This window comes from Suipraeoptans intestinalis (genome assembly GCF_009696485.1).
GTDB classification, from domain to species: Bacteria; Bacillota; Clostridia; order Lachnospirales; family Lachnospiraceae; genus Suipraeoptans; species Suipraeoptans intestinalis.
On record NZ_VULY01000018.1, the window covers coordinates 1473256 to 1497315 of the forward strand.

Here is a 24060-nt window from a genome sequence, read left to right on the forward strand (position 1 = left end):
TAGTAGGACGGAGGATACGAAGGAGCATCAGTTGTTTAGGCAGAAGAAAAGCTCTCCGAAGACATCTACACAGGGTAAGGAGGAGTCGCTGTTTTGGTATGGGTTTGGACAGAACTTCCTGCAGGCATCCAACGTATCGAAGGAGTCTCTGGGACAGGTTTGGAAAGATATCTGGGAAGATTTAGTATCAACTTACCACAGAAAGATTGCGAAAGATCGGGCGAATGAGGAAGGACTGGTAGTGAACCCGCCCGGCATCATCAATATGCCGGGGGACGGCGCGGTCACCTATCCAAGTGAGATGAGTGAGGCACTGATCCCATACAAGGTAGTATCGGATATTTACAACTACTATGAAGTCCGTAACTATATCAATGATGTGAACCGGACGAACACGCAGGTGTCTGGCGGCAGTTACAATCGGTCCGGCGGAGGGAGATCGGCAGGACACTATAGTGGCGGATCGGGAAGCGGTGGAGGTTCCAACTATGCCAAAACCGCATATGAACGTGCAAAAAGTGCCGGGAAATCCACATATAGCTGGGGGCGTTCAAAACTAAAAGAAGCAAAAAACATCTGGAAATCCTGGACGGCATCCATGGAAAAGACCGTGAAGCGTTTCTGTACGACAGCCAACCGGATTAAGAAGAGTACGGTTAAATTTCTCAAGAACGTAGATTGGAAGAAAGTAGCCATTGGAGTAGGAGTAACAGTTGCAGTAGCAGGACTCGTTGTTTTATCGGGTGGATCGGCAGCGCCGGTGTTGATTGGAGCAACCATCGGAGCCGGAAGCGGAGCAGTCATTAGTGGAGGAATCGCAGCAATCCGCGGCGGAAGTATAGCTGAGGTGGCGAGGGCGGCCAGTGACGGATTCATGTGGGGAGCTATAGGTGGTTCCTTTAGTGGCGGTATGACAGCCGTATTATCAAGTGCAGTCAAGTCTGGAAGTAAAGCGGCGGCAAGTGTCGCGGTGCAGAAAGGTCTGGATATAGCGAGTGATACTGTTGTGGATATAGCACAGAATATCAGCCAGGGAAAGAAGATCACACTGGCATCTGCAGCAGGAAGTCTGGCGTTTAATATAGTTACTGCCGGGAATGCCAATGGAAGTACGAAATCTGTTACTAACTCTATTGCTGACAGCACAGAAGATAGTGTGCGGAGGAAAGCAAAGGATTCCCTAGGCAATAGTGTGAGTAGGAGTGGTAGTAAACCTAATCAGATACATCATTTTGCAACAAATAAGAGTAAGAAATATACAAGTCAGTTTGAAAATATAACTCAAAAGTACGGATTGGGCTTAGATGGGGATTGGAATAAAGAATTAATGCCTCATCAAGGTCGTCATCCATATGCATATCACGAGTATGTTCTTGATAATATGCAGAAATTTGATAAAATAGCAAAAGGTGACAAAACTAAGCTTTTGAAGTTACTTGACCAAATGAAATAGAAAATTATCAATAATCCAGATATACTATATAAGGATTATTGGAATAAACAGTAAGGAGTATTTTGAATGAAATATTATAAATTAAGTTACGATTATGAAAATGATGACCATTATGTAAATTGTGACGTCGGAGTTATTAGAGATATTGATGAGTATTCTGTATCTAATGGAAATTATATTAAGGATTGGTCTGAAGTTAGATTTAAATATAACTCAGAAGATGGTTCTGTATTATCAGACTATATAGCCAATTTGTACAGGTGGTTGATTGTATCAAAAAAGTTTAAAGAATTGGTCGAAGAGGCTGTAAAAGAAAACGTGATACAGTATCTTTCGGTGAACTTGTTTGATACTAAAAATAGTGTTGAAAATACAGAATATAAAATTGCTAATCTGTTAGATATAGTGGATGCTTTGGATTTAGAGCATTCTAAGTATGATGTATTTGAACTTGATGGTGAAAAAATTATTTCGGTAGAAAAGTATGCTTTAAAAGAAGAAATGGTGCAGGGACACGATATTTTTAGATTGAAAGATGATACAATACCGATATTTATTTCAGAACGAATTAAGGATGTTATTGAGAATAATTCTTTGACGGGATTTGCACTTATCGAAGTGGAAGTACATTAGGTTTAATTGTGTATTCATATATGAATATCGAATTTTCAACTAAATATTTTTATTAAAAATTAGAACACATTGTTTTCATGGCACTTGGTGCTGTGGAGACAATGTGTTTTTGTATTAAATGGCGGTACTTCTAATATAAAAATCGGTTAAAAAGCGGTAATTAAGTTCATGGAAAATCCGTATCTGTGGCGATGCTATAATGCCCTCTTCGGGCATGCTTTCACGCACTCCATGCAAAGGATGCATTCTGTTCCGTTTTCCCTGTTGCGGGAATTGTCTGTAACATCCACATCCATAGGACAAACGTACTTGCATTTTCCGCAAGAAATACATTTTTCTTTGTCACACGTCACGCGAAACAGGGCAAAGTAACTCAGGGGCTTTAGGAATACGGTAATCGGGCAGATATATTTACAGAATGCCCTGTTATCTTTCCATGCAAATGCCAGGAGGATGCCTATCGCATAATACAGGACATTTCCAACGATAAATGCCCAAAACAGAATCCGCTCCATGTTCCTTGCATGGCACAGAAACAGCGCTGCCACAAAAACAAGAGAGGCCGTGAAAGTGATATATCGAATCAAACGAATTTTTTTCTTGGTGTCTGGGGTGTCTTATAGGGAAGAAAATCCAGAACCATTACAGTCCAACAAGCATATCCGCACCAGCCTCTTCCAAACAACAGCGGCCCGAATATCTTTGCTACAGCATAGTGTATGGTTGCTGCCTCAAAGACTCCCGTGAAGAGATAATACCAAAAACCCTCCAGCTGCATATTTTCCTGACAGATCAGGCCGAGATAAATCAGCATATACAAGCCGATCAGAAGCTGCACAACCCTTCGCGCATGCTTATAGTGAAACTGGAAGAGCAACAACCCGATCGCTATTGCTGTGCCGATATAGCTGAAATTCACAAGATAAAACAGAGTATCCTTTGCTAGCCACAGTGTAACGGCGAGGATTTCAAATATCAGCCACATTCCAAGAGGAATCAGCCATTTCTTCTTTGTATGCAATACCATTTCCTCCACAACTTCTATTTATTTTCGTGTAATATTTCTTTTGAAAATCATTCAGATCCCTTATGTTCTTTCCAAACACGAAGATTCTATAGGCAGTTTTTCCGTCTGATTCAAAGCACGGATCATCGGTTCGCAGGAAGGGAATAAACATCTCCCCCGGTTCCTGTCTAGGCGTTTCCCCGATCCTTATCCGCATGATGTTTGTGATTATATCATTTTTTCGCCTCATTTTACAGCGTTAACTTTTGCTTTTTTCTCTGTGCTGGCTCTCTACTTCTTTGCCGTAATTTCTCCATATAGCGCTTAGCCCTTCTTTTTTATCTATCCACGAAGCAACGGTGGTGTTTCCCTCAGAAACAGTGTCTGTCATATAGAAAAAGCCGCTGCAATCTGCACCGGCTGGAAAGAGGGAAAACAATCTATGTCAACATATAAAAATATATGGATTTCTTAGTCGAAGGCCAATACCCATACCGTTTGTAGCAGTACAGATATCGTCTTCTTTGTTGGTAAGGTCAGTATACGAAAGAATTGTGAAAGGACTGTGATTAGATGCTGAATTATTTCTAAACATTCTTAAGAAAAAGGGAGAAATCTACATAGAAAAACCCTATAAAAGAAAAGAATATATCATAAAAAACGATTGGAAAAACCAGAGGGAAAAGAGTAACTTTATGTATAGAGAAGACCGCTTTTGCGGCAAAAAAAGGACGGCGAATGATCGCAGAAAAGGAGACAAGAAATGGAAATCATCAAAGAGCTACCAGAAATTTTTGAAGAATTTGCGGAACAGCGGCAGAAGTCGTTTCTGGCTGTCAAGGAGTACAAGGACAGAGGGATCCCGGTGGTAGGGGCATACTGTACTTATTTCCCAAAAGAGATCGCCATGGCGATGGGAGCAGCTACCGTAGGACTTTGCTCCATGTCGGAGGAAACTATTCCGGAGGCAGAAAAAGATCTGCCGAAGAATTTATGTCCTTTGATCAAAGCCAGTTACGGATTTGGAAAAAGCGACAAATGTCCTTTCTTCTATTTTTCCGATGTGGTAGTAGGGGAAACCACCTGTGACGGAAAAAAGAAGATGTATGAGTACATGGCAGAGTTTAAAGAGGTTTTTCTGATGGAACTGCCGAATTCTCAGAGGGAAGAGGGGCTGAAGCTCTGGACGAAAGAGATCCTCCGATTCAAAGAGTACCTGGAGGAAAAATTCGGAGTGGAGATCACGGAGGAAAAGGTAAGGGCGGCTGTCCGGGAAGAAAATGAGGTAAGAAAGGCGCTGAAAGAATTTTACGGCCTGATGCGCCACGAGCCTACGCCCATGGACAGCAAGGAGCTGTTTAGCGTGCTATATGGTTCCACCTTTAAGATGGATCGCGTGGCGGCGGCAAAGGAGATCCGCGAAGTGACGGCCAGGATCGAAAAAGAGTATGCAGAAGGAAAGCGGAGAGATAAGAAGCCCAGGATCCTGATCACAGGATGTCCCATCGGCGGAGCCACAGAAAAGCTGATCCGTGCGGTGGAAGACAACGGAGGAGTGGTAGTAGCCTTTGAAAACTGTACAGGAGCAAAGGCCATCGACAGGCTGGTGGAGGAAGAGGCAGAGAACATTTATGATGCCCTTGCAGAGAGGTATCTGGCCATCGGCTGTTCCGTGATGACGCCGAACAAGAACCGGCCGGAGCTTCTGGGACGGCTGATCGACGAATTTAAGGTAGACGGAGTGATAGAAATGGTACTGCAGGCCTGTCATACCTACAGCGTGGAAACCGGAAAGATCCGCCGGTTTGTAAATGAAGAGAAAGGACTTCCCTTTATCAGTATTGAGACCGACTACTCACAGGCGGATGTAGGACAGCTGAATACGAGAGTGGCTGCCTTTATCGAGATGTTGTAAAAAGATGAGCCCGGTGGCGGAGAGAAGCAGGAGATTGTTTCTTTCCGCCGTTTCTGATAAGGGCGGAAATTTTGAGAGAGTTTATCAACGAATGGGAAGAGCAAGGTGCAGCCGGGGAGAGCCGTTGCAGAAAAGGCTGGATCAAAAGCGGCGAAAAGGATGGACAAAGCTCTGTTTGAACACACAAAGAAGAAAGGACTGTGTCTGAATGGGTGAAATGCTGGATTATGCCTGCAGGGCGAAGGAAGAGCAGAAGCTGGAGGAGGGAGAACTGGAAAAACTGGGACTTTCTCTGCCGGAGGCACATAAAAGCAGAGAAACACTGGTGGCGCTGGCAAAGGCATGGAAAGAGAGAAGAAAAGGGAAGTTTTGCGAACTGCCCTTTGACCATATGGTAGAAGCAGAAGCGATGGGAGGCGTGATCAATTACGGAGACAGTAAGGCCGGTCCCAGAGCAGGAGACTATTGCTGCCGCTCCATGGAAGAGGTACTGCAGCTTTCTGATATAGACTTTACGGCGGGACGGATCAAAGAGGTGCTGGATGCCTGCAGGATATTAAAAGAGCAGGGAGAGGCTGTGCTATTGGAAATATCAGGACCGTTTACTATTTTAAATGGATTGGTGGATCCCCGTCAGGTGTTTAAGGCCATGCGGAAGCAGCCGGAGACAGCAGATCAGGTATTTGAGAAATTAAAGCGAAATATACTGGCATTTGCAAAAAAGGCCCAGGAAGCAGGGGCAGATCTGCTGAGCTATGCGGACTCGTCCGGCGGGATCAGCATATTAGGTCCCAGACTGGGGGAAGAGGTGGCTAAAAAGTTTACGGCGCCGATGTTAAAGGAATTAAAAGACAGAAAGAAGGACATGACGGTGGTGCTTTGCCCTAAGACAGCGCTGGCTCTCGTGGGAGCGGGACTGGCAGACTGGGAGGAAATACAGGTGGCAGAAGGCCCGGTGTCCTATGGGGAGGCCTGCCTGCGGATAAGAGGAAAAGCGGATTTTACCGGGCAGATGTGCATCAAAGAGGCAGAAGAACTGCTGCAGGGGGGGAAGGTTCGGGTACTTTCCCTGAGAGAAGGATAAGATTCTCAGGCAGACAGAAATGATGACAGATCAAGGACTTCATAAAACAGAGGAGAGATGCAGACATGGAAGAAAAAATGGAATTGTTAAAAAGGCTGTCGGACGGAGTGCTGGAAATGGAAGAAGAGGAAGTGGAGGAAGCCGCCAGACAGTATGTAGAAAAGGGATATCCGGCCCTGGAGGGGATCATGGGAGGGCTGGTAGATGGGATGAACCGCGCCAGCAAGTTGTATGAGGAGGAAGAGTATTTTGTGACGGACATTTTGCTGTGTTCGGATGCTATGTATGTGGGACTGGATGTACTCAGACCTTATTTGCCGGAAGAGGACGGAGAGACGAAAAAGACCGGCGTGATCGGGGTAGTGGAAGGGGACACCCATGATATCGGAAAAAATCTGGTGAAAATCATGCTGGAAACGGCAGGATTTCGCATGATAGACCTGGGAAGAGATGTTCCCCTCAAAGCCTTTGTAGAAACAGCAAAGAAAGAAAATGCCGACTTTATCTGCCTGTCCACTTTGATGACAACCACCATGGGCGGGATGGAGGAGGTGATCCATATCCTGGAAGAAGAGGGTCTGCGAAACCGAGTCAAGGTCATGATAGGAGGCGGCCCCATTTCGCAGAAGTATGCAGAGAAAATCGGAGCAGACGGGTATTCCGCAAATGCGGTAGAGGCAGTCAAACTGGCAAAACGCCTGCTGGAAACGGCGTAGGGCAGGTGACGGCAGATGACGAGAAAAGAACGATTAGAAAGAATCCTCAGACAAAAAGGCGTAGACAGAAACGCCTGTATCTGCCCCGGGGGTATGATGAATATGATTACCAGGGAGCTGATGGAAAAGGCGCAGGTCTATTTACCACAAGCCCATACCAACGCCGGACAGATGGCGGATCTTGCAAGGGCGGTCTGTGAAAATAACTGCTTTGAAAATTATGGCGTTCCATTTTGCATGACCATAGAAGCGGAAGAAATGGGAGCAAAGGTAGATCTGGGATCGGATGTCTACGAGCCGCATGTGATCGAGTATGCCATCTCATCTGTCACGCAGTGGCAGACGCTGCCACAGGTATCTCTGGAAACAGGAAGAAGCAAGGTGGTGCTGGACGCCATCCGTATTTTGAAGCGGGATAGGCGGGGGATTCCGGTGATAGGGAATCTTACAGGTCCGGTCAGCACGGCAAGCTCCGTGCTGGATCCAGTGGTCTTTTACAGGGAGATCCGTAAAAAGCCGAAGGAAGCGCATGCGTATATGGACTATATCACAACGCAGTTGATCCGGTTTGGGAAAGCGCAGATCGCTGCCGGAGCAGATGTTCTTGCCATCTCCGATCCCAGCGGGACAGGGGAGATCCTGGGACCGGGCTATTTTGAAGAATATGTCGTTCGGTACATGAACCGTCTGCTGGATGGGATCAGAGATGGAAAAACGGGAACGATCGTGCATATCTGCGGTCAGATGCGGTCTGTATTTTCACAGGTAGATCAGATCCAAAGCGATGCCCTAAGCTTCGATTCTATGGTTCCCATGCAGCAGGCAAAAAAACATTTGAAAGATCGGGTGTTGATGGGAAATGTAAGTACCTATGCATTGGAATTCGGAACGCCGGACAGAGTAAGGACCCTGACCAGAAGCTGCATAGAAAACGGATCCAGTCTTTTGTCGCCGGCCTGCGGGATCGGTATGAAGGCGCCGCTTGAAAACATACAGGCAATTCTGGAGGAAGTCAATCGTTACTACGGAAGCAAGAAAGAAACGGAAGAATCAGAAGATTTGCTTGGAGGAAATGATGGCACAGATTAATATTCTTTCAACAGGAAAAAGGATCCATTGTGCAGAAGGGGAAAATCTGCTGGAAGTTTTGCTGCGGGAAGGCGTATTTCTGGAAAATCCCTGCGGTGGAAAAGGGATCTGCGGGAAATGCAAGGTGCAGATAAAAGGGGAAGGAGCCGGAGAATTATCCGCGACCGAAGGCCGGGCGCTGGGGGAGGAGGAAAAGCAGCAGGGGATCCGTCTTGCCTGTCTGACGGAAGTGGCGGGGGATCTGGAAGTTGTGCTGCTGCAAAGGGAAAGAAAGCACAAGGTATTGACCAAGGGATACCTTCCTGTGTTCAAACGGGAGCAGGGACAAAAAGGGTACGGGGTCGTTACGGATATTGGGACGACGACAGTAGTGTTGTCCCTGGTTCACCTTGCCACGGGAGAGGAGCTGGCCTCCGCTTCCATGATCAATGCGCAAAAACGGTACGGACTGGATGTTCTTACCAGGATCACCTACGAGTATGAGCACGGAGAAGAAGGGATTCAGAGGCTGCAGCAGACCATTGTAAATTCACTCAACGGGATGATCGGAGAAGTCTGCGAGGAAAGTGGCGTGGAGCGGGAAGAGATCGTGGAAATGACGGTGGCGGCGAACTGCACCATGCTTCATATGCTGATGGGAGTAGATGCCAGAAGTATTGGAAGAGCTCCCTATCATCCGGTTTTTTGTAGTGCGCAGAAACGTTTTGCAAAAGAAGTGGGGCTTAGGATGGGAAAAGATACGGTATTATATCTTCTGCCCTCCGTTTCGGCTTATGTAGGGGCGGACATTGTGGCGGGCGCATATGTTTGCGGACTGCAAAAAGAAACCAGAAAAGTGCTTTTTATAGATATCGGGACCAATGGGGAAATGGTGCTGGCGAAGGATGGAAAGCTATGGTGCTGCTCCTGCGCGGCAGGTCCGGCTTTGGAAGGGATGAATATCAGCGCCGGAATGCGGGCGGCAGAGGGAGCCATTGAAGCTGTTACCATTACAGAAGCAGGAGTTTTGCTTCAGACGATTGAGGACCAGACACCGGCAGGGATCTGTGGGAGCGGAATTCTGTCAGTAATGAAAGAGCTTCTGGAGCATCGGCTGGTAAAACGTTCCGGAGTATTTATTAAAAAAGAGAGTCTGGAGGAAGGGGACTATCGGTATCCCATGATACGAAATTGCGGGAAAAAGAGAGAATTTGTACTGGATGAATCGCAGAATATCGTAGTGACCCAGGGGGATATCAGGCAGATCCAGCTGGCGAAGGGAGCGATCCTGTCGGGAGTAAAGGCGCTGCTTCAGGCAGCGAAAATAGAAGTAGAGCAGTTGGATCAGGTAATGATAGCCGGCCAGTTTGGAGCACATCTTCCCAGAGAGTCACTGACAGGCACCGGAATATTGCCCAAAGAGGTGGAAAACAAGCTGATGTATGTAGGGAATTCTTCCAAAACGGGAGCTTATATGGCGCTGCTTTCAAAAAAAGCAAAGAAGGAAATGGAAGAGCTGGCAGAAAGGATCGAGTATATCGAGCTGGCAGAAACGGTAAATTATGAACGGCTGTTTGCTGAGTGCATGGAGTTTCCAGAGGTGAGAGTATGACATATGAAGAACTGAAAAGAGAAATGGCAAGGCAGAAAGAGGAAATGACGGCAAAGGAGCGGATGGAGGCGTATAACCGGGGAGAGGAAGTGGACTATCAGCCCTATACTCTCCAGGCGTCTGATCCGGCGATGGCGGATATTTTTGGATTTACGACGACACAATTTGGAACGGATTTTGAAGTGAAAAGTGAAGTGATCCGACGAAAAAAGGAAGAATTTGGACTGGACAGCTTTAACGTGGGATTGGGGTTAAAGACCATAGGAGGGGCGCTGGGGTCTGTACTGAAGGCGCCGGAACATGGGATTGATTATGTGGAACATCACATCCTGCAGGACTATAAGGAGTTTGACCGGCTGGAGCTGACGGATCCCTATACCAATCCGATACTTTCCAGGATCCTGGAAAGTGCAAAGCGATTAAAAGACCGATTTCCGGATATCAGCATGACGACCAGCGTGGCAGGGCCGCTTTCTACTGCTATTGCGGTAAGACCGGTGGATCTGGTATTAAAAGATACCATAAAGCGCCCGGAAATGCTGCACAAATTGCTGGATCTGGTAGTGGACTGTTCTCTGAAATGGTTTGAAGCCTTTCATAACGAATTTGGGGCGGTAGGAACCAATTTCTCCGATCCGGTCACCTGTATGGACGTCATCAGCAAAAAGCAGTTTGATATCTTTTCCCTTCCCTATATGAAAAAGCTGATTGATGGAACCAATGCGATCATGGGGAGTCGCCCGGGAGCACATATTTGCGGCAAAACGAGTCCGATCTGGTCAGACCTGGCGGATGCGGGGTTGTTTTCTTTCAGTATAGACAATTGTGAAGATCTGGAAACGGCAAAGCAGATGGTAGGAGATCGGATGCGGATCGCCGGAAATGTGCCGCCGGTAGATGTGATGCGGGAGGGCAGCATAGATGATGTGATTGCCTCCTGCATCGAATGTATGAAAAAATGTGGGGATAATCCGGCCGGGTACATCCTGAATACCGGATGTCAACTGCCCATCGGAACGCCAAAGGCGAATGTGGAAGCCTTTATCTATGCAGCAAGAAAATATGGGAGAGGTGCAAGAATGGGCAGACTTCCGAAGGGGCTGGAGGATGCGTAGAACAAAAATGCAAGGGGAGAAAAGAAAACGGGTAAAGCCGCTTTCGGAAGAAAGAAAAACTGGATCCTACGGAAACTGTCCGGGTTTAGTCGGGATCTGTCAGCAGTTCAAAGTAATTTTTTCGGAAATCAATGAGATGCTCCTGCTTCATTTTGCTTAGTTCCTTTGAAAGAGCGGTGCGGTCTACATTTAGATAGTCGGCCAGCTGCTGACGGTCAAAGGGGATGGTAAAGCAATTTTTATGTGTCTTAAGAGATGTGGTATGCAGGTATGCCAGCACACGCCCGCGGATGGTTTTGGGCGCCGTGTGAAAACTGCGCTGGGACAAAAGCAGATTTTTCTGGAAAGATAGAGACAGCAGGCTGGACAAAAATTTAAAGGCCCAGGAAGTGTTGATGGTCTGCAGCTCTTTTAAGGTACGGACAGTCAGGAACAGGATGCGGGCAGGTCTGTCTGCAGATACATCCACCAGCAGAACCTCAGAGGGGAGGAGGGCGTAGGTTTCCGCAAAAAACTGCCCTTCCCTGACCTGGCTTAGGATGGTCCGGCTGCCCCAGACGTCATTGATCTCTATGGTAACGCTTCCGGAAAGAACAAGCCCCAGCTTTTCCGTGCTGTCACCGGCATGAAAGATCAATTCTCCTTTCTGGAATTCTTTTTCCTGCGCGTTCAAAGAAGACAGGCAGGAGTGGATTTCCTCGAGAGTCATGTCCTGAAAAAGCAGCGTGTTTTGTAAAAAATGAATGTCCAAGAAAGCCTCCTTTCAAAAGGGAAGGCTGTGGGCAGAGGATCGCCTGGCCACAGCCTTTTACATGAAGGGTCTACAAAATATCTTCCCGCCTTACATATCCGGGGGATTGAGGAGAGGCAATGATCTCCTTTGCGTGGAGAACGCGGGCGTGTTTGTCCACCACCTGCGCTTCAATGTGGACACCTTCTCCCACTACAGAGTCAGGCAGGAGGATGCAGTCTTTTACGATGGCACCCTTTTTAATGACGCAGCCACGCCCGATCACAGAGTGTTCGATGGAACCTTCGATCAGGCAACCGTTAGAAACAACGGAGTTTCTGACACTGGCCGTGTCGAAATACTGGGTGGGACAGGAGTCGTTGGTCTTGGTATAGATAGGCCAGTCCTCGTCAAACAGGCTGTCGGCCACCTTTGAGTCGATCAGGGAAAGGTTGGCGTCATAGTAGCTCTTGAAGTCAGAAACGGCGGCAAAGTATCCCCGATGGGAAATGCCTCGAATATCCATTTCCTCGCAGGCCTTATTTACAATATCCAGCAGGGAATACATGGAGGAGATCTTTTTTGCACGATAGACCAGATCTATGAAAAGCTCTTTTTTCATGACATAGGTATCCATGAAGATGTTTCGGTTTTTGGCGCTGCCCCGATTCTGTTCGATGGAGAGAACTCCTTTTTGGCGGTTCAGATTCAGGAAGTTGCAGTTCAAAAAACTTTCCTTTGCATTATCAACCGAGTGATAGAGCAGGGTGATGTCTGCACCGGAAGCGATATGAGCCTGCAGCAAAGAATCATAATCCATGGCATAGATCATATTGTTGGGGGCGATGACTACATAAGGGTAATGCACACTTTCAATACAGTCCATGTTTTCCAGATAAGCGGAGATGTCATTGTTGTAAATATCATTGTCCATGCCGGACTCAGAAAACAGCAGATGAAGCTTTCCGCGTTTGGAGTTGATGTTGTAATGGCGGCCGGTACCCAGGTGTTCGGCCAGGGAACGAGGCTTGCGCTGCACATATACCTGAATGTGATCGATACCGCTGTTGCTCATATTGGAGATGGGAAAGTCAATAATACGATAACGTCCCAGGAAAGAAAAGGCGCCGATGGGGCGATAGCTTTGCAGCCCTTTTACCTGGATCTGGGTGTTGGAAAAATTAACGATTCCAAATGCTTTTGACATATTATTCTACCCCCTTTACTTTTTTTGCGATCAGCTGGATGTTTTCGCTGTCAGGGCTTCCTACCTGGGCAGACCTGCCGATGGTGACTCCGTCTGCCACCAGAGCACGACATACGACGGCGCCCTCTTCTACCACAACGTCAGGCATCAGGACACTGTCGATCACTTTTGCGCCGGCATGGACCTTTGCACCGGTAAACAGGACAGAATGCTCTACATCTCCGTCAATGGAACATCCCTGTGTGATAAACGCACCTTTGATATTGGCGTCAGGTCCGATGTAATGCGGCAGGGTAGAGCGGTCTTCCGTATAGATCTTCCAGGTGGGATCGTTGAGATCCAGTTCGTTGTTTTTGTTTAAAAGGTCCATGTTGGCTTCCCACAGAGAATCGATAGTCCCCACATCTTTCCAGTATCCCTTGAATTTGTATGCGTGGAGATGCTTGCCATCGGAAAGCAGCTGCGGGATAATGTCTTTTCCGAAGTCATGACTGGAGGCGCTGTCCTTCATGTCGGCGATCAAAAGCCTGCGCAGGGACTTCCAGTTAAAGATATAGATCCCCATGGATGCCAGGTTGCTCTTGGGTGTTTCCGGTTTTTCTTCAAATTCTAAAATACGGCCGGAGTCGTCTGTATTCATGATCCCGAAACGGCTGGCCTCTTTTAGAGGAACCTGGAGAACGGCGATGGTGGCGTCCGCATCATTGGCTTTGTGCTCTGCCAGCATCTTGGCGTAGTTCATTTTGTAAATGTGATCCCCTGAAAGGATCAGTACATATTCAGGGGAATAGGTATCAATGAAATCGATGTTCTGGGAAATGGCGTCTGCCGTACCGCGATAGACATCCAGCCCTGCATCTGCTTTTTCACGAGGAGGGAGGACGTACACGCCGCTGTCACGGGCGTCCAATCCCCAGCGCCTGCCGGCAGCCACATAGCTGTTTAAGAGGATGGATTCATACTGGGTTAAAACGCCGACAACATCAATGCCGCTGTTGGCACAGTTACTGAGCGGGAAATCTACGATCCGGTATTTTCCGCCGTAGGAAACGGCGGGTTTGGCAACTTTGTTGGTCAAATCATGCAGACGAGAACCACGGCCACCCGCAAGAATCATCGCCAGCATATTGTTGTGTTTCATCGTCATAACAAATCCTCGCTTTCTTCGTGTTGTGAAAGGTTGATGCAACGAATCCTTTTTGTAGATAATCGTATATGATATTACAACATATTATACCCTTTTTTTTGAAAAATATCCACTATTTTCAGATGGAATACGATGATATTACCGAACATATCAGATTAGTATGAAATTTAATTTTAAGGAGGAGATCCCATGTACGAAAAAGACAAGATGACTTCTAATGAGAGAATGGAGGCTTTTGCGTCAGGCAGAGAATTTGACCGGACACCGGCCATGCCATTTCTGGATTCTGTTACATGCAAATTTGCAGGAATGACACATAGGGAAAAAGAACACTTTTGAAGGAATAGAGGGGAGGAATCTACGCAGATTTTCTCCTCTTTTTGTAAGATTCGCAGGAGATCCTGTGAAAAAGAGATTTTTACGGCAAATAGAAGAGAAAAGCCGATAAGAAAATAGTTCACAAAAAGAGAAGGAGAATCTTGTGAAATCCCACTATTGAGAAGTGGATGGAAATTATATATATTACAAATATTAAGGCTGTGGGAAGGAATTATGAGACATCTGCGGTGGGAAGGAGCGAGAAATTATGTTGGAAGAATTAAAGCAAAGGGTATATGAGGCAAATATGCTGCTGCCCAGACACGGATTGGTGACGTTTACCTGGGGAAACGCCAGCGAGGTGGACAGGGAAAGTGGCCTGCTGGTGATCAAGCCCAGCGGAGTGGAGTATGAGAGGCTGACGCCGGAGGATATGGTGGTGGTCGATCTGAAGGGAAAAAAGGTGGAAGGTAAATACAATCCTTCTTCGGACACGGCGACACACGTGGTTTTATACAATCGATTCCCGGAGATCGGAGGGATCGTACACACCCATTCTTCGTGGGCAACCAGTTGGGCACAGGCGGGAAGAGATATTCCCTGTTATGGAACAACTCATGCGGATTACCTGTACGGGGATGTTCCCTGTGTGCGAAATCTTACGAAAGACGAGATTGAAGAGGATTATGAGGGAAATACAGGCGTTCTGATCGCCAACGAATTTGCAGTCAGAGAGAAGGATTATATTGCGACCCCAGCGGTGTTGTGCAAAAATCATGGGCCATTCACCTGGGGAAAAAATGCAATGGAGGCCACGCACAACGCAGTCGTGCTGGAAGAAGTGGCGAAAATGGCGGCGAGGTGCGAAATGTTGAATCCCAGAAATGAAAGAGCTCCGCAAACCTTACAGGATAAGCATTATTACAGAAAACATGGGGCGAATGCTACCTATGGACAGAAGTAGGAGCAGGAAATGAAAAGAGAAGCATTAAAATTAGTCGTTTTTGACATGGATGGAGTGATTTTAGACAGCGAGCCATTGCATGAAGGAGCCAGGCGGAGCATGTTCAGAGAGCTGGGAGTGAAGGAGGACGAAAGTCTGCCCAATCCGGTGGGAACATCTGCCAGTGCGTTTTGGGGCGAAGTCATCCGACGAAATGGAATCAAAGGATTTGATGGAGATATGCTGGAAAAAAAGCAGTATGACTGGGTAATCCAGAAAATTATCCATAACAGGCTTTCGGCAACAGAGGGGTTGCTGGATGTGATAAAAGGACTAAAACGAGAGGGAATACCAATCGCTCTGGCCTCTTCTTCCAGCAGGGATCTGGTAAATGAAGTGCTGAAATATCTGGCAATAGAAGAGTTTTTTGATATTACCATCACAGGGGATGAGGTGAAAAACAGAAAACCAGATCCGGAAATTTACCTGAAAGTGTTGGAGAAGGCGGGCGTGTGTGCAGAAAATACCATTGCGGTGGAGGATACTGTTTCGGGAGTCGGGGCGGCAACGGCAGCGGGAATCTATTGTTTTGGATATAGGAATGCAACCTCCGGAGCGCAGGATCTGTCAAAGGCGGACAGGATCATTGAAAGAATGGAAGAAATTACAGAATGGCTAAAAATATAGATATTTCCGATTAGACAAGAGAGAGCAGATAGAATAACATGAAAAGGACAGTTTTGATATCTGAAAGCGGTAGGCTGATAGCATGGGGAAAGAGCGATGTCATGCCGGCAAGAAGCATTGACCGGATCAAATATTTGACAGAAGGGCAGGAAAATCTATATGCAAAAGAAAAGGATATTGTGTTTTGGAGATTCTAATACATGGGGATATGATGCACGGACAAAAGACAGATTTCCGGAAGAGATAAGATGGACCGGCGTGATGCAGGAAAAGCTGGGATCGGATTATACGGTGATAGAGGAAGGCCTGTGCGGCAGAACGACAGTATTTGAAGATCCCCTGGTAGATGGATTAAGGGGTCTGACATACCTTTCTCCTTGTCTGCGTTCTCATGGGAGATTGGATGTGCTGATTCTTATGTTGGGGACAAATGACTGCAAGGAAAGGTTTTCGGCAACCGGACAAAATATCGCGGATGGAATGAAGCGACTGGTATGTCTGGCGCAGGAACTGGAAGTATGGGAAGAAGCGCCGAAGATTCTGGTGGTGGCACCGGCGCCTATCCGAAAAGAGTGCGAATCTTCCTTCGCAGCAGGAGAGATGGGGATCTGCAGTGAGAAGTCAGAAAAACTGGCAAAACTGTATCAGGAATGTGCCAAAGAGTGTGGCTGTCATTTTTTTGATGCGGCATCCTGTGTACAGATGAATAGTGTGGATTATATGCATCTGGACGAGGAAGGGCATAGCGTTTTGGGAAACAGGCTGGCAGAGGAGTTGAAAGAAAGATACGGGAACCACAGAAGCAGTTGAAGAAACAGCTGTCAGGATCTGGCGTATAGGATAAATGTATTGAAATGATATACGTTTAGATGAGTGATGTCCGAATAATACTTAAGAAATTGCATATAGAAATTTGATTTATATACAAGAAAACGGCTGTTCGCACAGGTTGCGGACAGCCGTTTCGCATGAATGGAATGCCGGTGTTGGCGGTAGAAGTGGACAGACCTGCAGTTGTGTGTATCATATCCCCTTTCAAAATCAAGGTGAGGCAAGAGAAAGGAAAAAGAAAGAAAAAAATAAATTTCATGAAAAGAAAAATAAAAAGCAAAATGCACAAAAATATAAAAATAAAACTATACAAAATATACAATTCACCCATGCACATAAGAAATAAACTTGACTTTATGAAATAAAATTTTATAATGGGGCTATAAAAAAGAATTCGTGAAATAAAAATTCACGAAACCTGCCTTGATTTATGGGCCCGTCAGGCAGAAAACACTGGTAAAGGAAACAGACATACAAAAAGGAGGACAAAACATGAGAAATGGAATGAAAAAGTTTTTATCCACACTTGTGATCTGCGCGATGGGGATTTCCCTGATTGCCTGTGGAAGCAAAGGAAACGGAGAAAAAAAGGATTCTGAAGGCAAAAATACGACCATTAAATTTCAACAGTGGTGGGGAGTGGAACTCCCGGAAGGGTATCTGGATAAAGTGGCAAAAGATTTTGAAAAAGATACCGGAATTAAAGTGGAACTGATCAGTGCGCCTTGGGCAGACACGAAAACGGCGATTACGGCCGGAGCGACAAACAAGACGATCGCAGATGTGGTAAGCGTAGACGGGGCGTGGCTTGCAGAGTTTGCAGATATGGGAATTCTGGCGGATGTAGAGGAAGCGGGAATAAAGACAGATCTGGCAAACGATGTGTGGAAACTGGAGGGGAAGTCCTACGTAGTTCCGGTCAATAATTTTGCATACCCCCTTTATGCCAACATGGACATTCTGGAAAAAGCAGGAGTGACGGAGATTCCCCAGACCTGGAGTGAGTTTACAGAAGCTTGTAAAAAGGTAAAGGAGGCAGGATATTCCGCATTTGCACTGAATCTGGGAACTACGAATGCAAACGGTATCCAGAATGTATTCATGGGAACCGGATGGGGTTCAGGAATCGCACTAAAAAATGAAGACGGAAAGTATGCGGTAGAAGGAAATCAGGAACTCAAGGAGTTGGCAGAATTTTTCAAAGCTCTGAATGAGGCAGGCGTGCTGTATCCGGGAATGGCGACGCTGGAAGAATCTGAGATGACGAGCAATTTTGCAGCAGGAAACTGTGCGTTTACTCTGGCATCAGCAGCAACGATGTCCAATTTTGAAAAGCTGAACTTTAAAGCAGTAACCGTTCCGGTAAAAGATGGTTACGAAGGAGAAAAAGGAATTTGTTATGCAAGCTGGGCGGTAGGAATCAGCGAAGCAAGCGAAAATAAGGAAGCTGCAGCTAAGTTTATCAACTATCTTCTGGGAGGAAAAGACGGAAAGGACGGAACGATTTCCGCAGGATTGGCGTCCACCATGTCTGCCTTCCCCAACAGCAAGATTGCAGAGCCGGATTACAGCGATGCACCGGAGCAGTTCCGTGAATTTTATGAGGAATACAAAAAGGGGCATGTGATCAATGAATTTATCGGCCTTCCCAATGCGTCTTCTGTGATGACATCCATGACGAATGACCTGGTAAAATATTTAGACGGCGATATGGAAACGGATACGATGCTGACAAACTGGCAGAAATACTTAGAAGAAGCAGGAAAGTAATAACCACCTGAAAAAATTTTTCTGTCGCATATCTGTAAGGGGATCTGTCCGGGAGGGTGACAGCAGCGCCTGTCCCGGACAGAGTCCGATAACTGGGAAATTAAGAAAGGAAGGAGGAAGTTACATTGAAATCAGCTGCACAAAGATCTGCACCATATCGATACCTTGCTCCTACGCTGGTTCTGATGACGGTCTTTTTGGTTCTGCCTATCGGCATGGTGATAAAATATTCCTTTTTAGACCGGGCAGTCGTATCCAGTACTCCTGCTTTTGTGGGGATAAAAAACTATCTGACACTATTTGCAGACCGGCAGTTTTGGAGTGCAGTGTCGCACACGATCATTTTTGTGGTGGTCAGTGTAGTCGCACATCTGATTCTGGGAATGGTATTTGCATTGCTTCTAAACTCGCACTATTTTCGGATGCGGACCAAATCCATCGCAAGAGTAATTTATATCCTGCCGTGGGTATTCACCGCTTCTGTCGTGGCGATCCTGTGGAAACTGATGCTGCAGCCATCGGGGATCGTCAATTATCTCTTGTCGTTTCTTCCACAGATTTCAAGAAATACGGAATGGCTAAGCAATGAAAAAACAGCGCTGGCTACCGTTTGTTTTATCAATATCTGGTGCGGGTATCCGTTTTACATGATCAGTATTCTGGCGGGGCTGCAGGGGATTTCGGGAGATTTGTATGAGAGCGCAGCGATTGACGGAGCAACCATGACAAAACGCTTTTTCTACATCACGATCCCTCAACTGCGTCCGATCCTCATTAGCATTGCAATGCTGGATTTCATATGGACCTTGCAGTCATTTAATGTAATCTGGATGCTGACCGGAGGAGGACCGGTGAATTCTACGGAAATGCTTAGTATCTACATCTACAAGCAGGCGTTCCAAAAGGTAGACTACAGCATGGCCGGGGCAACTGCCACCGTTCTTCTTGTTGTTTCTGTCGTGATAGCCGTTTTTTATGTTCGGCAGCAAAAGAAAGTGAGGAGTTGACTATGATAGGAAGTTATAAGCCATGGATGAAAGTGGTTTCCAGTATTCTACTGGTAATAGGAGGAATCTTTGCGGCGTTTCCTATTTTATGGATGGTCTGTTCTTCCTTTAAGGCGAACGAAGCGATTTTTTCCTGGCCACCTAAATTTATAGATAAAACGGCAGGCGTACATGCATACCTTGAGGTATTGACCGATCCGGAAAAAATCCGTTTTTTCATAAACAGTTACATTGTGGCGGGCTGTGTGGTGGCGGTGACATTGTTTATCGGGATTCTGGCAGCCTATGGATTCAGCCGGTTTGAGTTTCCGGGAAAAGAATTGTTTAATTCCATCGTGGTTGGGGTGCAGGCAATTCCTCCGATCGTTCTTTTGATTCCTTACATGGGAATGATCGTTGCAATGAAATTGTTTGACACATATCTGGCTCTGATTCTGACGTATCTGGTGATGACGCTGCCATACTGTATTCTGATGATGACCGGATATTTCAACACGCTGTCAAGAGAACTGGATGAAGCGGTGCTGGTAGACGGAGGATCCAGATGGAAGGCGCTCTGGTCGATCCTGGTGCCGATTTCTCTTCCCGGAATGGTGTCGGTTGCAATGTATACGTTTATGCAGGCGTGGAACGAATATCTGTTCGCGTTGGCACTGACCCAATCTACCAGCATGAGGACGGTGCCTATCGGAATTAACCTTTTGATGGGGCAGCACGGGTATGACTGGAGCCAGATGATGGCTATGAGCGTACTGGGTTCTGTGCCGGTACTGGTATTGTTCCTGTTTTTCCAAAAATATTTTATTGCGGGCATGTCGTCCGGAGGCGTAAAAGGATAGGAGAGAGCAGGATGAAAAGAGAAATAGGACTGGGCTTTCACACCTGCGTGGATTATGAACTGGTGTGGGATACAGAGAAAATAAAGGAAAAAATCAGAAGTTTGGATATCCGGAAAAAAGATGTGCAAAGAAGGACGGAGGCTTCCGATGAGAAGCAACTGTGGGGAGGGATCCTCTATTATCTGGAGCACGGAGTCGGTGGGGAAATCGTTCCGGAAACAGAAGAATTATGCGAAAAACTGGGAGAATCGTTCGTCTATCAAGTAACGCTGGGAGGCACCGCGACACGTGCAGCCATTGCGCTTGGCCGGCTGGAGGTTCCCAGCATATTGCAGACAAGCTGCAACAACCATTATGTCAGGGATCTTATGCCCGGGCAGGTGCAGATCTGTTCGGACATGAAAGAAGAACAGAAAATCTATCCGCATGTGGTCCTGCAATGTGAGGCCGGAGTACGGATCCAAGAGGGGGAAATTTGTTTTATTACACCGCGGGAAAACCGGATACTGATTTCCAGAGACGCCACCAGCCTGAAAATGGATATTCGTCCGGACGGGTTCGGAAAAGAATTAAAACATGTAAAAATATTTTTGCTGGGAAGCTTTAGCCAGATTTTGGAGGAAGATTTTCTAGAGGAAGCTTTGGAAAGAACAAATCAGCTGTTAAAAAAGCTTCCGGAAGATGCGGTAGTGATCATGGAAGATGGGTGCTATGTAAAAAAGAAATTTCGGCAAAGAGTGCATCAGGCACTGGCACACCGGATCGATGTACTGAGTATGAACGAGGATGAGTTGGCGGAGTTTGTGGGAGAAAAGGTCGATGTTTTAAACAGGCAGCAAGTGGCAGAGGCAGTGGAGACGGCATATAAAGAGGTGCAGGTAAAGACAATGGTAGTACACTCATCTGCCTGGGCGCTGGCTGTTGGGACACAGGCAAAAAATCTGCAAGAGGCGCTGGAATGCGGCGTTGCTCTGGCGGGAACACGATTTCGTAAAGGAGATGGCATTACAAAAGCGGAATTTGAAAAAACGCGGCAAATGCAGGAAAAGGTGGAGAGCCAAAAATTTCTGGAAGAAATAAAAGGGTTGATAGAAGAGGACATAGAAGGAGTGGCCTGCAAGGAGCTTTCCTGCGTGGAAACGCCGACCGTGGTAGGGTTGGGAGACGCTTTTGCGGGAGGGCTGCTTTATGGACTCTGGCAGAAATGGCAAAACAAAAGAGGTGACAAAGATGTATGAGACGACGAAGAACCTGATGCATATGGCGAAGAAACAGCATACGGCGGTGATTGCCTTTATCTGTATGGATTATACCATGGCAAGAGCGGTGGCGTATGGGGCGGAAGCTGCCGGAAAGCCTGCGATCATTATGCTGTATCCGGATCATGTGAAAACCTTTCATACTGCGGGATTTGCCGGGTACGCAAAAATGGCGAAGGAACTGGCAGAAGAGGTGAGTGTTCCGGTAGGGTTCCATTGTGATCATGATTTTTCCAAGGAGGGAGTTTTGCGCACGGCAGAAGCAGGGTTTGACTCTGTAATGATGGATGCGTCAGAGTATGACCTGGAGGAAAATATACGGCGCACCGGAGAGGTGGTAGAACAGCTGCATGAAAAAGGAGTGTCTGTAGAAGGAGAGATCGGACATGTGGGACTGGCCTGCGAGGGGCAGGAAACGCAGAAAGATCTTTATACAAAGCCGGAGGCAGCCAGAAAGTTTTGTGAAGAAACAAAGGTAGATGCCCTGGCGATTTCTATTGGAAATGCACATGGGGCATATAAAGAAACACCGCAGTTGGATATGGAGCGGCTGGAAGCTATTGCGGAGGCGACCGATACGCCGCTGGTGCTACATGGCGGAAGTGGAATACCGGATGAACAGCTTCAGGAAGCCTTTGAAAAGGGAATCTGTAAGTTTAATCTGGGGACAGACTACCTGGCCCGATACTATGAGGCAGTGGAAGACTTTATAAAAGAAAGTAAAGAAAAGAAAGATCCTGTTAAAGTGATCGAGATGCCGGAGTTTGTAATAAAGAGACTGACTCCTTATGTGGAGGAACGGCTGAGAACTCTGTGCAAATTTGAATAAATGAGGGAAAAGTGTTGTGTTTTTGAAAAGCGGCGATTATCATGGAATCGTAGTATAACATGAGAGTTCCTGCATCATTTTTTAAAACAGAACATAAAAGAAAAAGGAAAAAGATGGAGGACAAAAAGATGTTGATGAACATGAAGGAAATTTTGACGGTGGCAAAGAAAAACGGATTCGCGATTCCGGCATTCAATATTTCGGATTATGCCATGTTTTTGGGAATCATGGAAGTTTGCGAGGAGACAAATTCTCCGGTGATCCTTGAGATTCATCCGGATGAATTGAAATTTATCGGAAATGAAATGGTGCTTGCCATTCGTGAAAAAGCGATTCACTCTAAGGTGCCTGTATGTATCCATCTGGATCATTGCAGCGATTTTTCTGTGATCGTGCGTGCTATTTGCGCCGGATTTACATCCGTGATGTTTGATGGGGCAGAACTTCCTTTCGAAGAGAATATTTCGGGAACGAAGAAAGTGATAGAAATCGCTCATGCAGCGGGGGTTTCTGTGGAAGCAGAACTGGGGACCATCGGTTCTACAGATCCTGCAGATTTTGAGGGAGGAACTGCGCAGATCATTTACACGGATCCGAAAGATGCGGAAACATTTGTGGCGGAAACGGGGGTAGACACACTGGCGGTTGCCATCGGAACCTGCCATGGCCTGTACCCGGCCGGAATGAAGCCGGAATTAAAGCTGGATATCCTGAAAGCGATCGAAGAACGGGTAAGTATTCCTCTGGTGCTGCACGGAGGATCCAACAATCCGGATGAAGAAATTGGAAAAGCAGTGGAAATCGGGATCCAGAAGATCAACATTTCTTCAGATATTAAGGTGGCGTATTTCCAGAAAATGCGAGAAGTGCTGAAGGATGAGAGCCTAAGGGAACCAAATGTGATCGAACCTTTGTGTATGGAAGCAATGAAAGCGTGTGCGAAAAATAAACTGGCATTGTTTCGGACACTCGGCCAGGGAGACAAATACTGCTAAAGAGTTGGCAGTGAGATAACAAGTGATGATGGAAAGGTGTTTTTTCAGTGAAGGAAAGCAATATACTTGAAAGAGAAGTTCTTGATGTGATAGGAGAGAATTATCATTTGATCTTTTCAGCCGAAAGAAAAGTGGCAGATGTGATTCTAAGGGATCCGCAGAAAGCAGTAGACTTTAATGTATCCAATCTTGCAAAAGAAAGTGGGGTCAGCGATGCCACGGTAGTGCGGCTGTGCCATCATTTAGGTTACGCCGGCTATTATCAGTTTCGTATTGCCCTGGCAAGAGACCTGGGAAGAAAGCAATATGAAGATTCCCCCAGAATGGATAAGCATGATGAAATCGATCAGCTGTTTCATGAATACGCGGAAAATATCCGAAATATCGGGAAAGGGCTGGACATCCAGACGATGGCAGCCTGCGTCTATCTGCTTAGAAGCTGTAAAAGAGTCCATATTCTGGCGGTGGGAAACACCTGCCATCTGGCAGAATATACAGGATTTCGCCTGGGGCGGCTGGGGATTCGCAGTACATTTCATACGGCAGCGGAATACTTTATGAACCATGTCAATCTGGCTGAGGAGGGAGATATTCTTTTAGCCATCTCCCAGTCAGGAACATCAAAGCAGGTATTAAAAGGAGTTGAACTGGGAAAAGAAAAGGGGCTGAAGGTGATCGCCGTTACGGCGTATGAAGGCTCCCCCATTGCCGAGCTGGCAGACTATGTGTTGTATTCGGCGGGAAAAGAAGAAAATTTCAACTACTATAAGCGGTATGCGCATCTGAATGAAGTGGCGGTTCTTGACGGATTGCTCAGCTTTGTGATGAATCATGAATTGATTGAGAGCCGTCAGGCAGACCGTCCGGAGATGATCCTTTCCGAATCGAAAGTATAA

General features: G+C 46.5%; 25 protein-coding genes and 1 pseudogene. 21 read left to right on the forward strand and 5 right to left on the reverse strand.

The features are described 5' to 3' along the window. Positions 1-31: 31 nt before the first annotated feature. Both FYJ34_RS12860 and FYJ34_RS07740 read left to right on the forward strand, forming a co-directional pair. Positions 32-1453, forward strand: a complete 1422-nt coding sequence (locus tag FYJ34_RS12860; RefSeq protein ID WP_206671425.1) for an AHH domain-containing protein — start codon at positions 32-34, stop codon at positions 1451-1453. 66 nt (positions 1454-1519) lie between these two features. Next, positions 1520-2086, forward strand: coding sequence for an imm11 family protein (locus FYJ34_RS07740; RefSeq protein WP_154477582.1), 567 nt, complete (start codon positions 1520-1522; stop codon positions 2084-2086). A 194-nt stretch (positions 2087-2280) separates the two neighbouring features. On the opposite strand, the pseudogene FYJ34_RS15160 reads toward FYJ34_RS07740, so the two are convergent. Both FYJ34_RS15160 and FYJ34_RS12715 read right to left on the reverse strand, forming a co-directional pair. Further along, positions 2281-3113: pseudogene (locus FYJ34_RS15160) on the reverse strand (4Fe-4S binding protein). Next, positions 3055-3342 carry a hypothetical protein gene (locus FYJ34_RS12715; protein WP_173017078.1) on the reverse strand — a complete coding sequence of 96 codons (288 nt, stop codon included), beginning with the start codon at positions 3340-3342 and terminating at the stop codon, positions 3055-3057. The pseudogene FYJ34_RS15160 and the gene FYJ34_RS12715 overlap by 59 nt, the downstream one beginning before the upstream one ends. A gap of 513 nt (positions 3343-3855) precedes the next feature. Here FYJ34_RS12715 and FYJ34_RS07750 point away from each other — a divergent pair. From FYJ34_RS07750 to FYJ34_RS07775, 6 genes are all read left to right on the forward strand, one after another. Next, positions 3856-5007, forward strand: coding sequence for a double-cubane-cluster-containing anaerobic reductase (locus FYJ34_RS07750; RefSeq protein WP_154477583.1), 1152 nt, complete (start codon positions 3856-3858; stop codon positions 5005-5007). A gap of 208 nt (positions 5008-5215) precedes the next feature. Continuing rightward, on the forward strand, positions 5216-6091 hold the full coding sequence (locus FYJ34_RS07755; RefSeq protein ID WP_154477585.1) for a uroporphyrinogen decarboxylase family protein: 876 nt from the start codon (positions 5216-5218) through the stop codon (positions 6089-6091). A gap of 65 nt (positions 6092-6156) precedes the next feature. Beyond that, entirely contained in the window at positions 6157-6807 is a 651-nt protein-coding gene (locus FYJ34_RS07760) for a corrinoid protein (RefSeq protein WP_154477587.1), read from the forward strand. A 15-nt stretch (positions 6808-6822) separates the two neighbouring features. After that, positions 6823-7896, forward strand: coding sequence for a uroporphyrinogen decarboxylase family protein (locus tag FYJ34_RS07765; RefSeq protein WP_154477589.1), 1074 nt, complete (start codon positions 6823-6825; stop codon positions 7894-7896). Beyond that, a complete protein-coding gene (locus FYJ34_RS07770; RefSeq protein ID WP_154477590.1) occupies positions 7883-9487 on the forward strand; it encodes an ASKHA domain-containing protein in 1605 nt (534 codons plus the stop codon). The genes FYJ34_RS07765 and FYJ34_RS07770 overlap by 14 nt, the downstream gene beginning before the upstream one ends. Beyond that, a complete protein-coding gene (locus FYJ34_RS07775) occupies positions 9484-10602 on the forward strand; it encodes a uroporphyrinogen decarboxylase family protein (protein WP_154477592.1) in 1119 nt (372 codons plus the stop codon). Before FYJ34_RS07770 ends, FYJ34_RS07775 begins: the two co-directional genes overlap by 4 nt. Before the next feature lie 85 nt (positions 10603-10687). Here the strand turns inward: FYJ34_RS07775 and FYJ34_RS07780 are convergent, their stop codons facing one another. From FYJ34_RS07780 to FYJ34_RS07790, 3 genes are all read right to left on the reverse strand, one after another. Further along, complete coding sequence (locus FYJ34_RS07780; protein WP_154477594.1) at positions 10688-11353, reverse strand: Crp/Fnr family transcriptional regulator; 666 nt, start codon at positions 11351-11353, stop codon at positions 10688-10690. A gap of 70 nt (positions 11354-11423) precedes the next feature. Then, positions 11424-12539, reverse strand: a complete 1116-nt coding sequence (gene glgD, locus FYJ34_RS07785) for a glucose-1-phosphate adenylyltransferase subunit GlgD (protein WP_154477596.1) — start codon at positions 12537-12539, stop codon at positions 11424-11426. 1 nt (position 12540) lies between these two features. Next, entirely contained in the window at positions 12541-13680 is a 1140-nt protein-coding gene (locus FYJ34_RS07790; protein ID WP_154478855.1) for a glucose-1-phosphate adenylyltransferase, read from the reverse strand. Positions 13681-13875: 195 nt separating this feature from the next. Here FYJ34_RS07790 and FYJ34_RS07795 point away from each other — a divergent pair, with 195 nt between their 5' ends. From FYJ34_RS07795 to FYJ34_RS07850, 13 genes are all read left to right on the forward strand, one after another. Continuing rightward, positions 13876-14025 (forward strand): hypothetical protein, encoded by a 150-nt coding sequence (locus FYJ34_RS07795; protein WP_154477598.1) that lies wholly within the window; start codon positions 13876-13878, stop codon positions 14023-14025. 247 nt (positions 14026-14272) lie between these two features. Beyond that, positions 14273-14968, forward strand: coding sequence for an L-ribulose-5-phosphate 4-epimerase (locus tag FYJ34_RS07800; protein WP_154477600.1), 696 nt, complete (start codon positions 14273-14275; stop codon positions 14966-14968). A 9-nt stretch (positions 14969-14977) separates the two neighbouring features. Beyond that, positions 14978-15634 (forward strand): HAD family hydrolase, encoded by a 657-nt coding sequence (locus FYJ34_RS07805; RefSeq protein WP_154477602.1) that lies wholly within the window; start codon positions 14978-14980, stop codon positions 15632-15634. 38 nt (positions 15635-15672) lie between these two features. Further along, complete coding sequence (locus tag FYJ34_RS12720; RefSeq protein WP_173017079.1) at positions 15673-15831, forward strand: hypothetical protein; 159 nt, start codon at positions 15673-15675, stop codon at positions 15829-15831. Continuing rightward, positions 15794-16444, forward strand: a complete 651-nt coding sequence (locus tag FYJ34_RS07810) for an SGNH/GDSL hydrolase family protein (protein ID WP_154477604.1) — start codon at positions 15794-15796, stop codon at positions 16442-16444. Before FYJ34_RS12720 ends, FYJ34_RS07810 begins: the two co-directional genes overlap by 38 nt. 103 nt (positions 16445-16547) lie before the next feature. Further along, entirely contained in the window at positions 16548-16811 is a 264-nt protein-coding gene (locus FYJ34_RS07815; RefSeq protein WP_154477606.1) for a hypothetical protein, read from the forward strand. Positions 16812-16957: 146 nt separating this feature from the next. Then, positions 16958-18235, forward strand: a complete 1278-nt coding sequence (locus FYJ34_RS07820) for an ABC transporter substrate-binding protein (RefSeq protein ID WP_154477608.1) — start codon at positions 16958-16960, stop codon at positions 18233-18235. A gap of 125 nt (positions 18236-18360) precedes the next feature. Next, positions 18361-19242 (forward strand): carbohydrate ABC transporter permease, encoded by an 882-nt coding sequence (locus FYJ34_RS07825; protein WP_235899364.1) that lies wholly within the window; start codon positions 18361-18363, stop codon positions 19240-19242. Between the two features lie 2 nt (positions 19243-19244). Continuing rightward, entirely contained in the window at positions 19245-20081 is an 837-nt protein-coding gene (locus FYJ34_RS07830) for a carbohydrate ABC transporter permease (protein WP_154477610.1), read from the forward strand. 11 nt (positions 20082-20092) lie between these two features. Further along, on the forward strand, positions 20093-21319 hold the full coding sequence (locus FYJ34_RS07835) for an ADP-dependent glucokinase/phosphofructokinase (RefSeq protein ID WP_154477612.1): 1227 nt from the start codon (positions 20093-20095) through the stop codon (positions 21317-21319). After that, the gene (locus tag FYJ34_RS07840; protein WP_235899366.1) at positions 21270-22169 is read left to right on the forward strand and encodes a class II fructose-bisphosphate aldolase; all 900 of its coding nucleotides are present in this window, start codon (positions 21270-21272) and stop codon (positions 22167-22169) included. The genes FYJ34_RS07835 and FYJ34_RS07840 overlap by 50 nt, the downstream gene beginning before the upstream one ends. A gap of 128 nt (positions 22170-22297) precedes the next feature. Next, entirely contained in the window at positions 22298-23164 is an 867-nt protein-coding gene (locus FYJ34_RS07845; RefSeq protein WP_154477614.1) for a ketose-bisphosphate aldolase, read from the forward strand. 47 nt (positions 23165-23211) lie between these two features. Beyond that, positions 23212-24060 (forward strand): MurR/RpiR family transcriptional regulator, encoded by an 849-nt coding sequence (locus FYJ34_RS07850; protein ID WP_276959999.1) that lies wholly within the window; start codon positions 23212-23214, stop codon positions 24058-24060.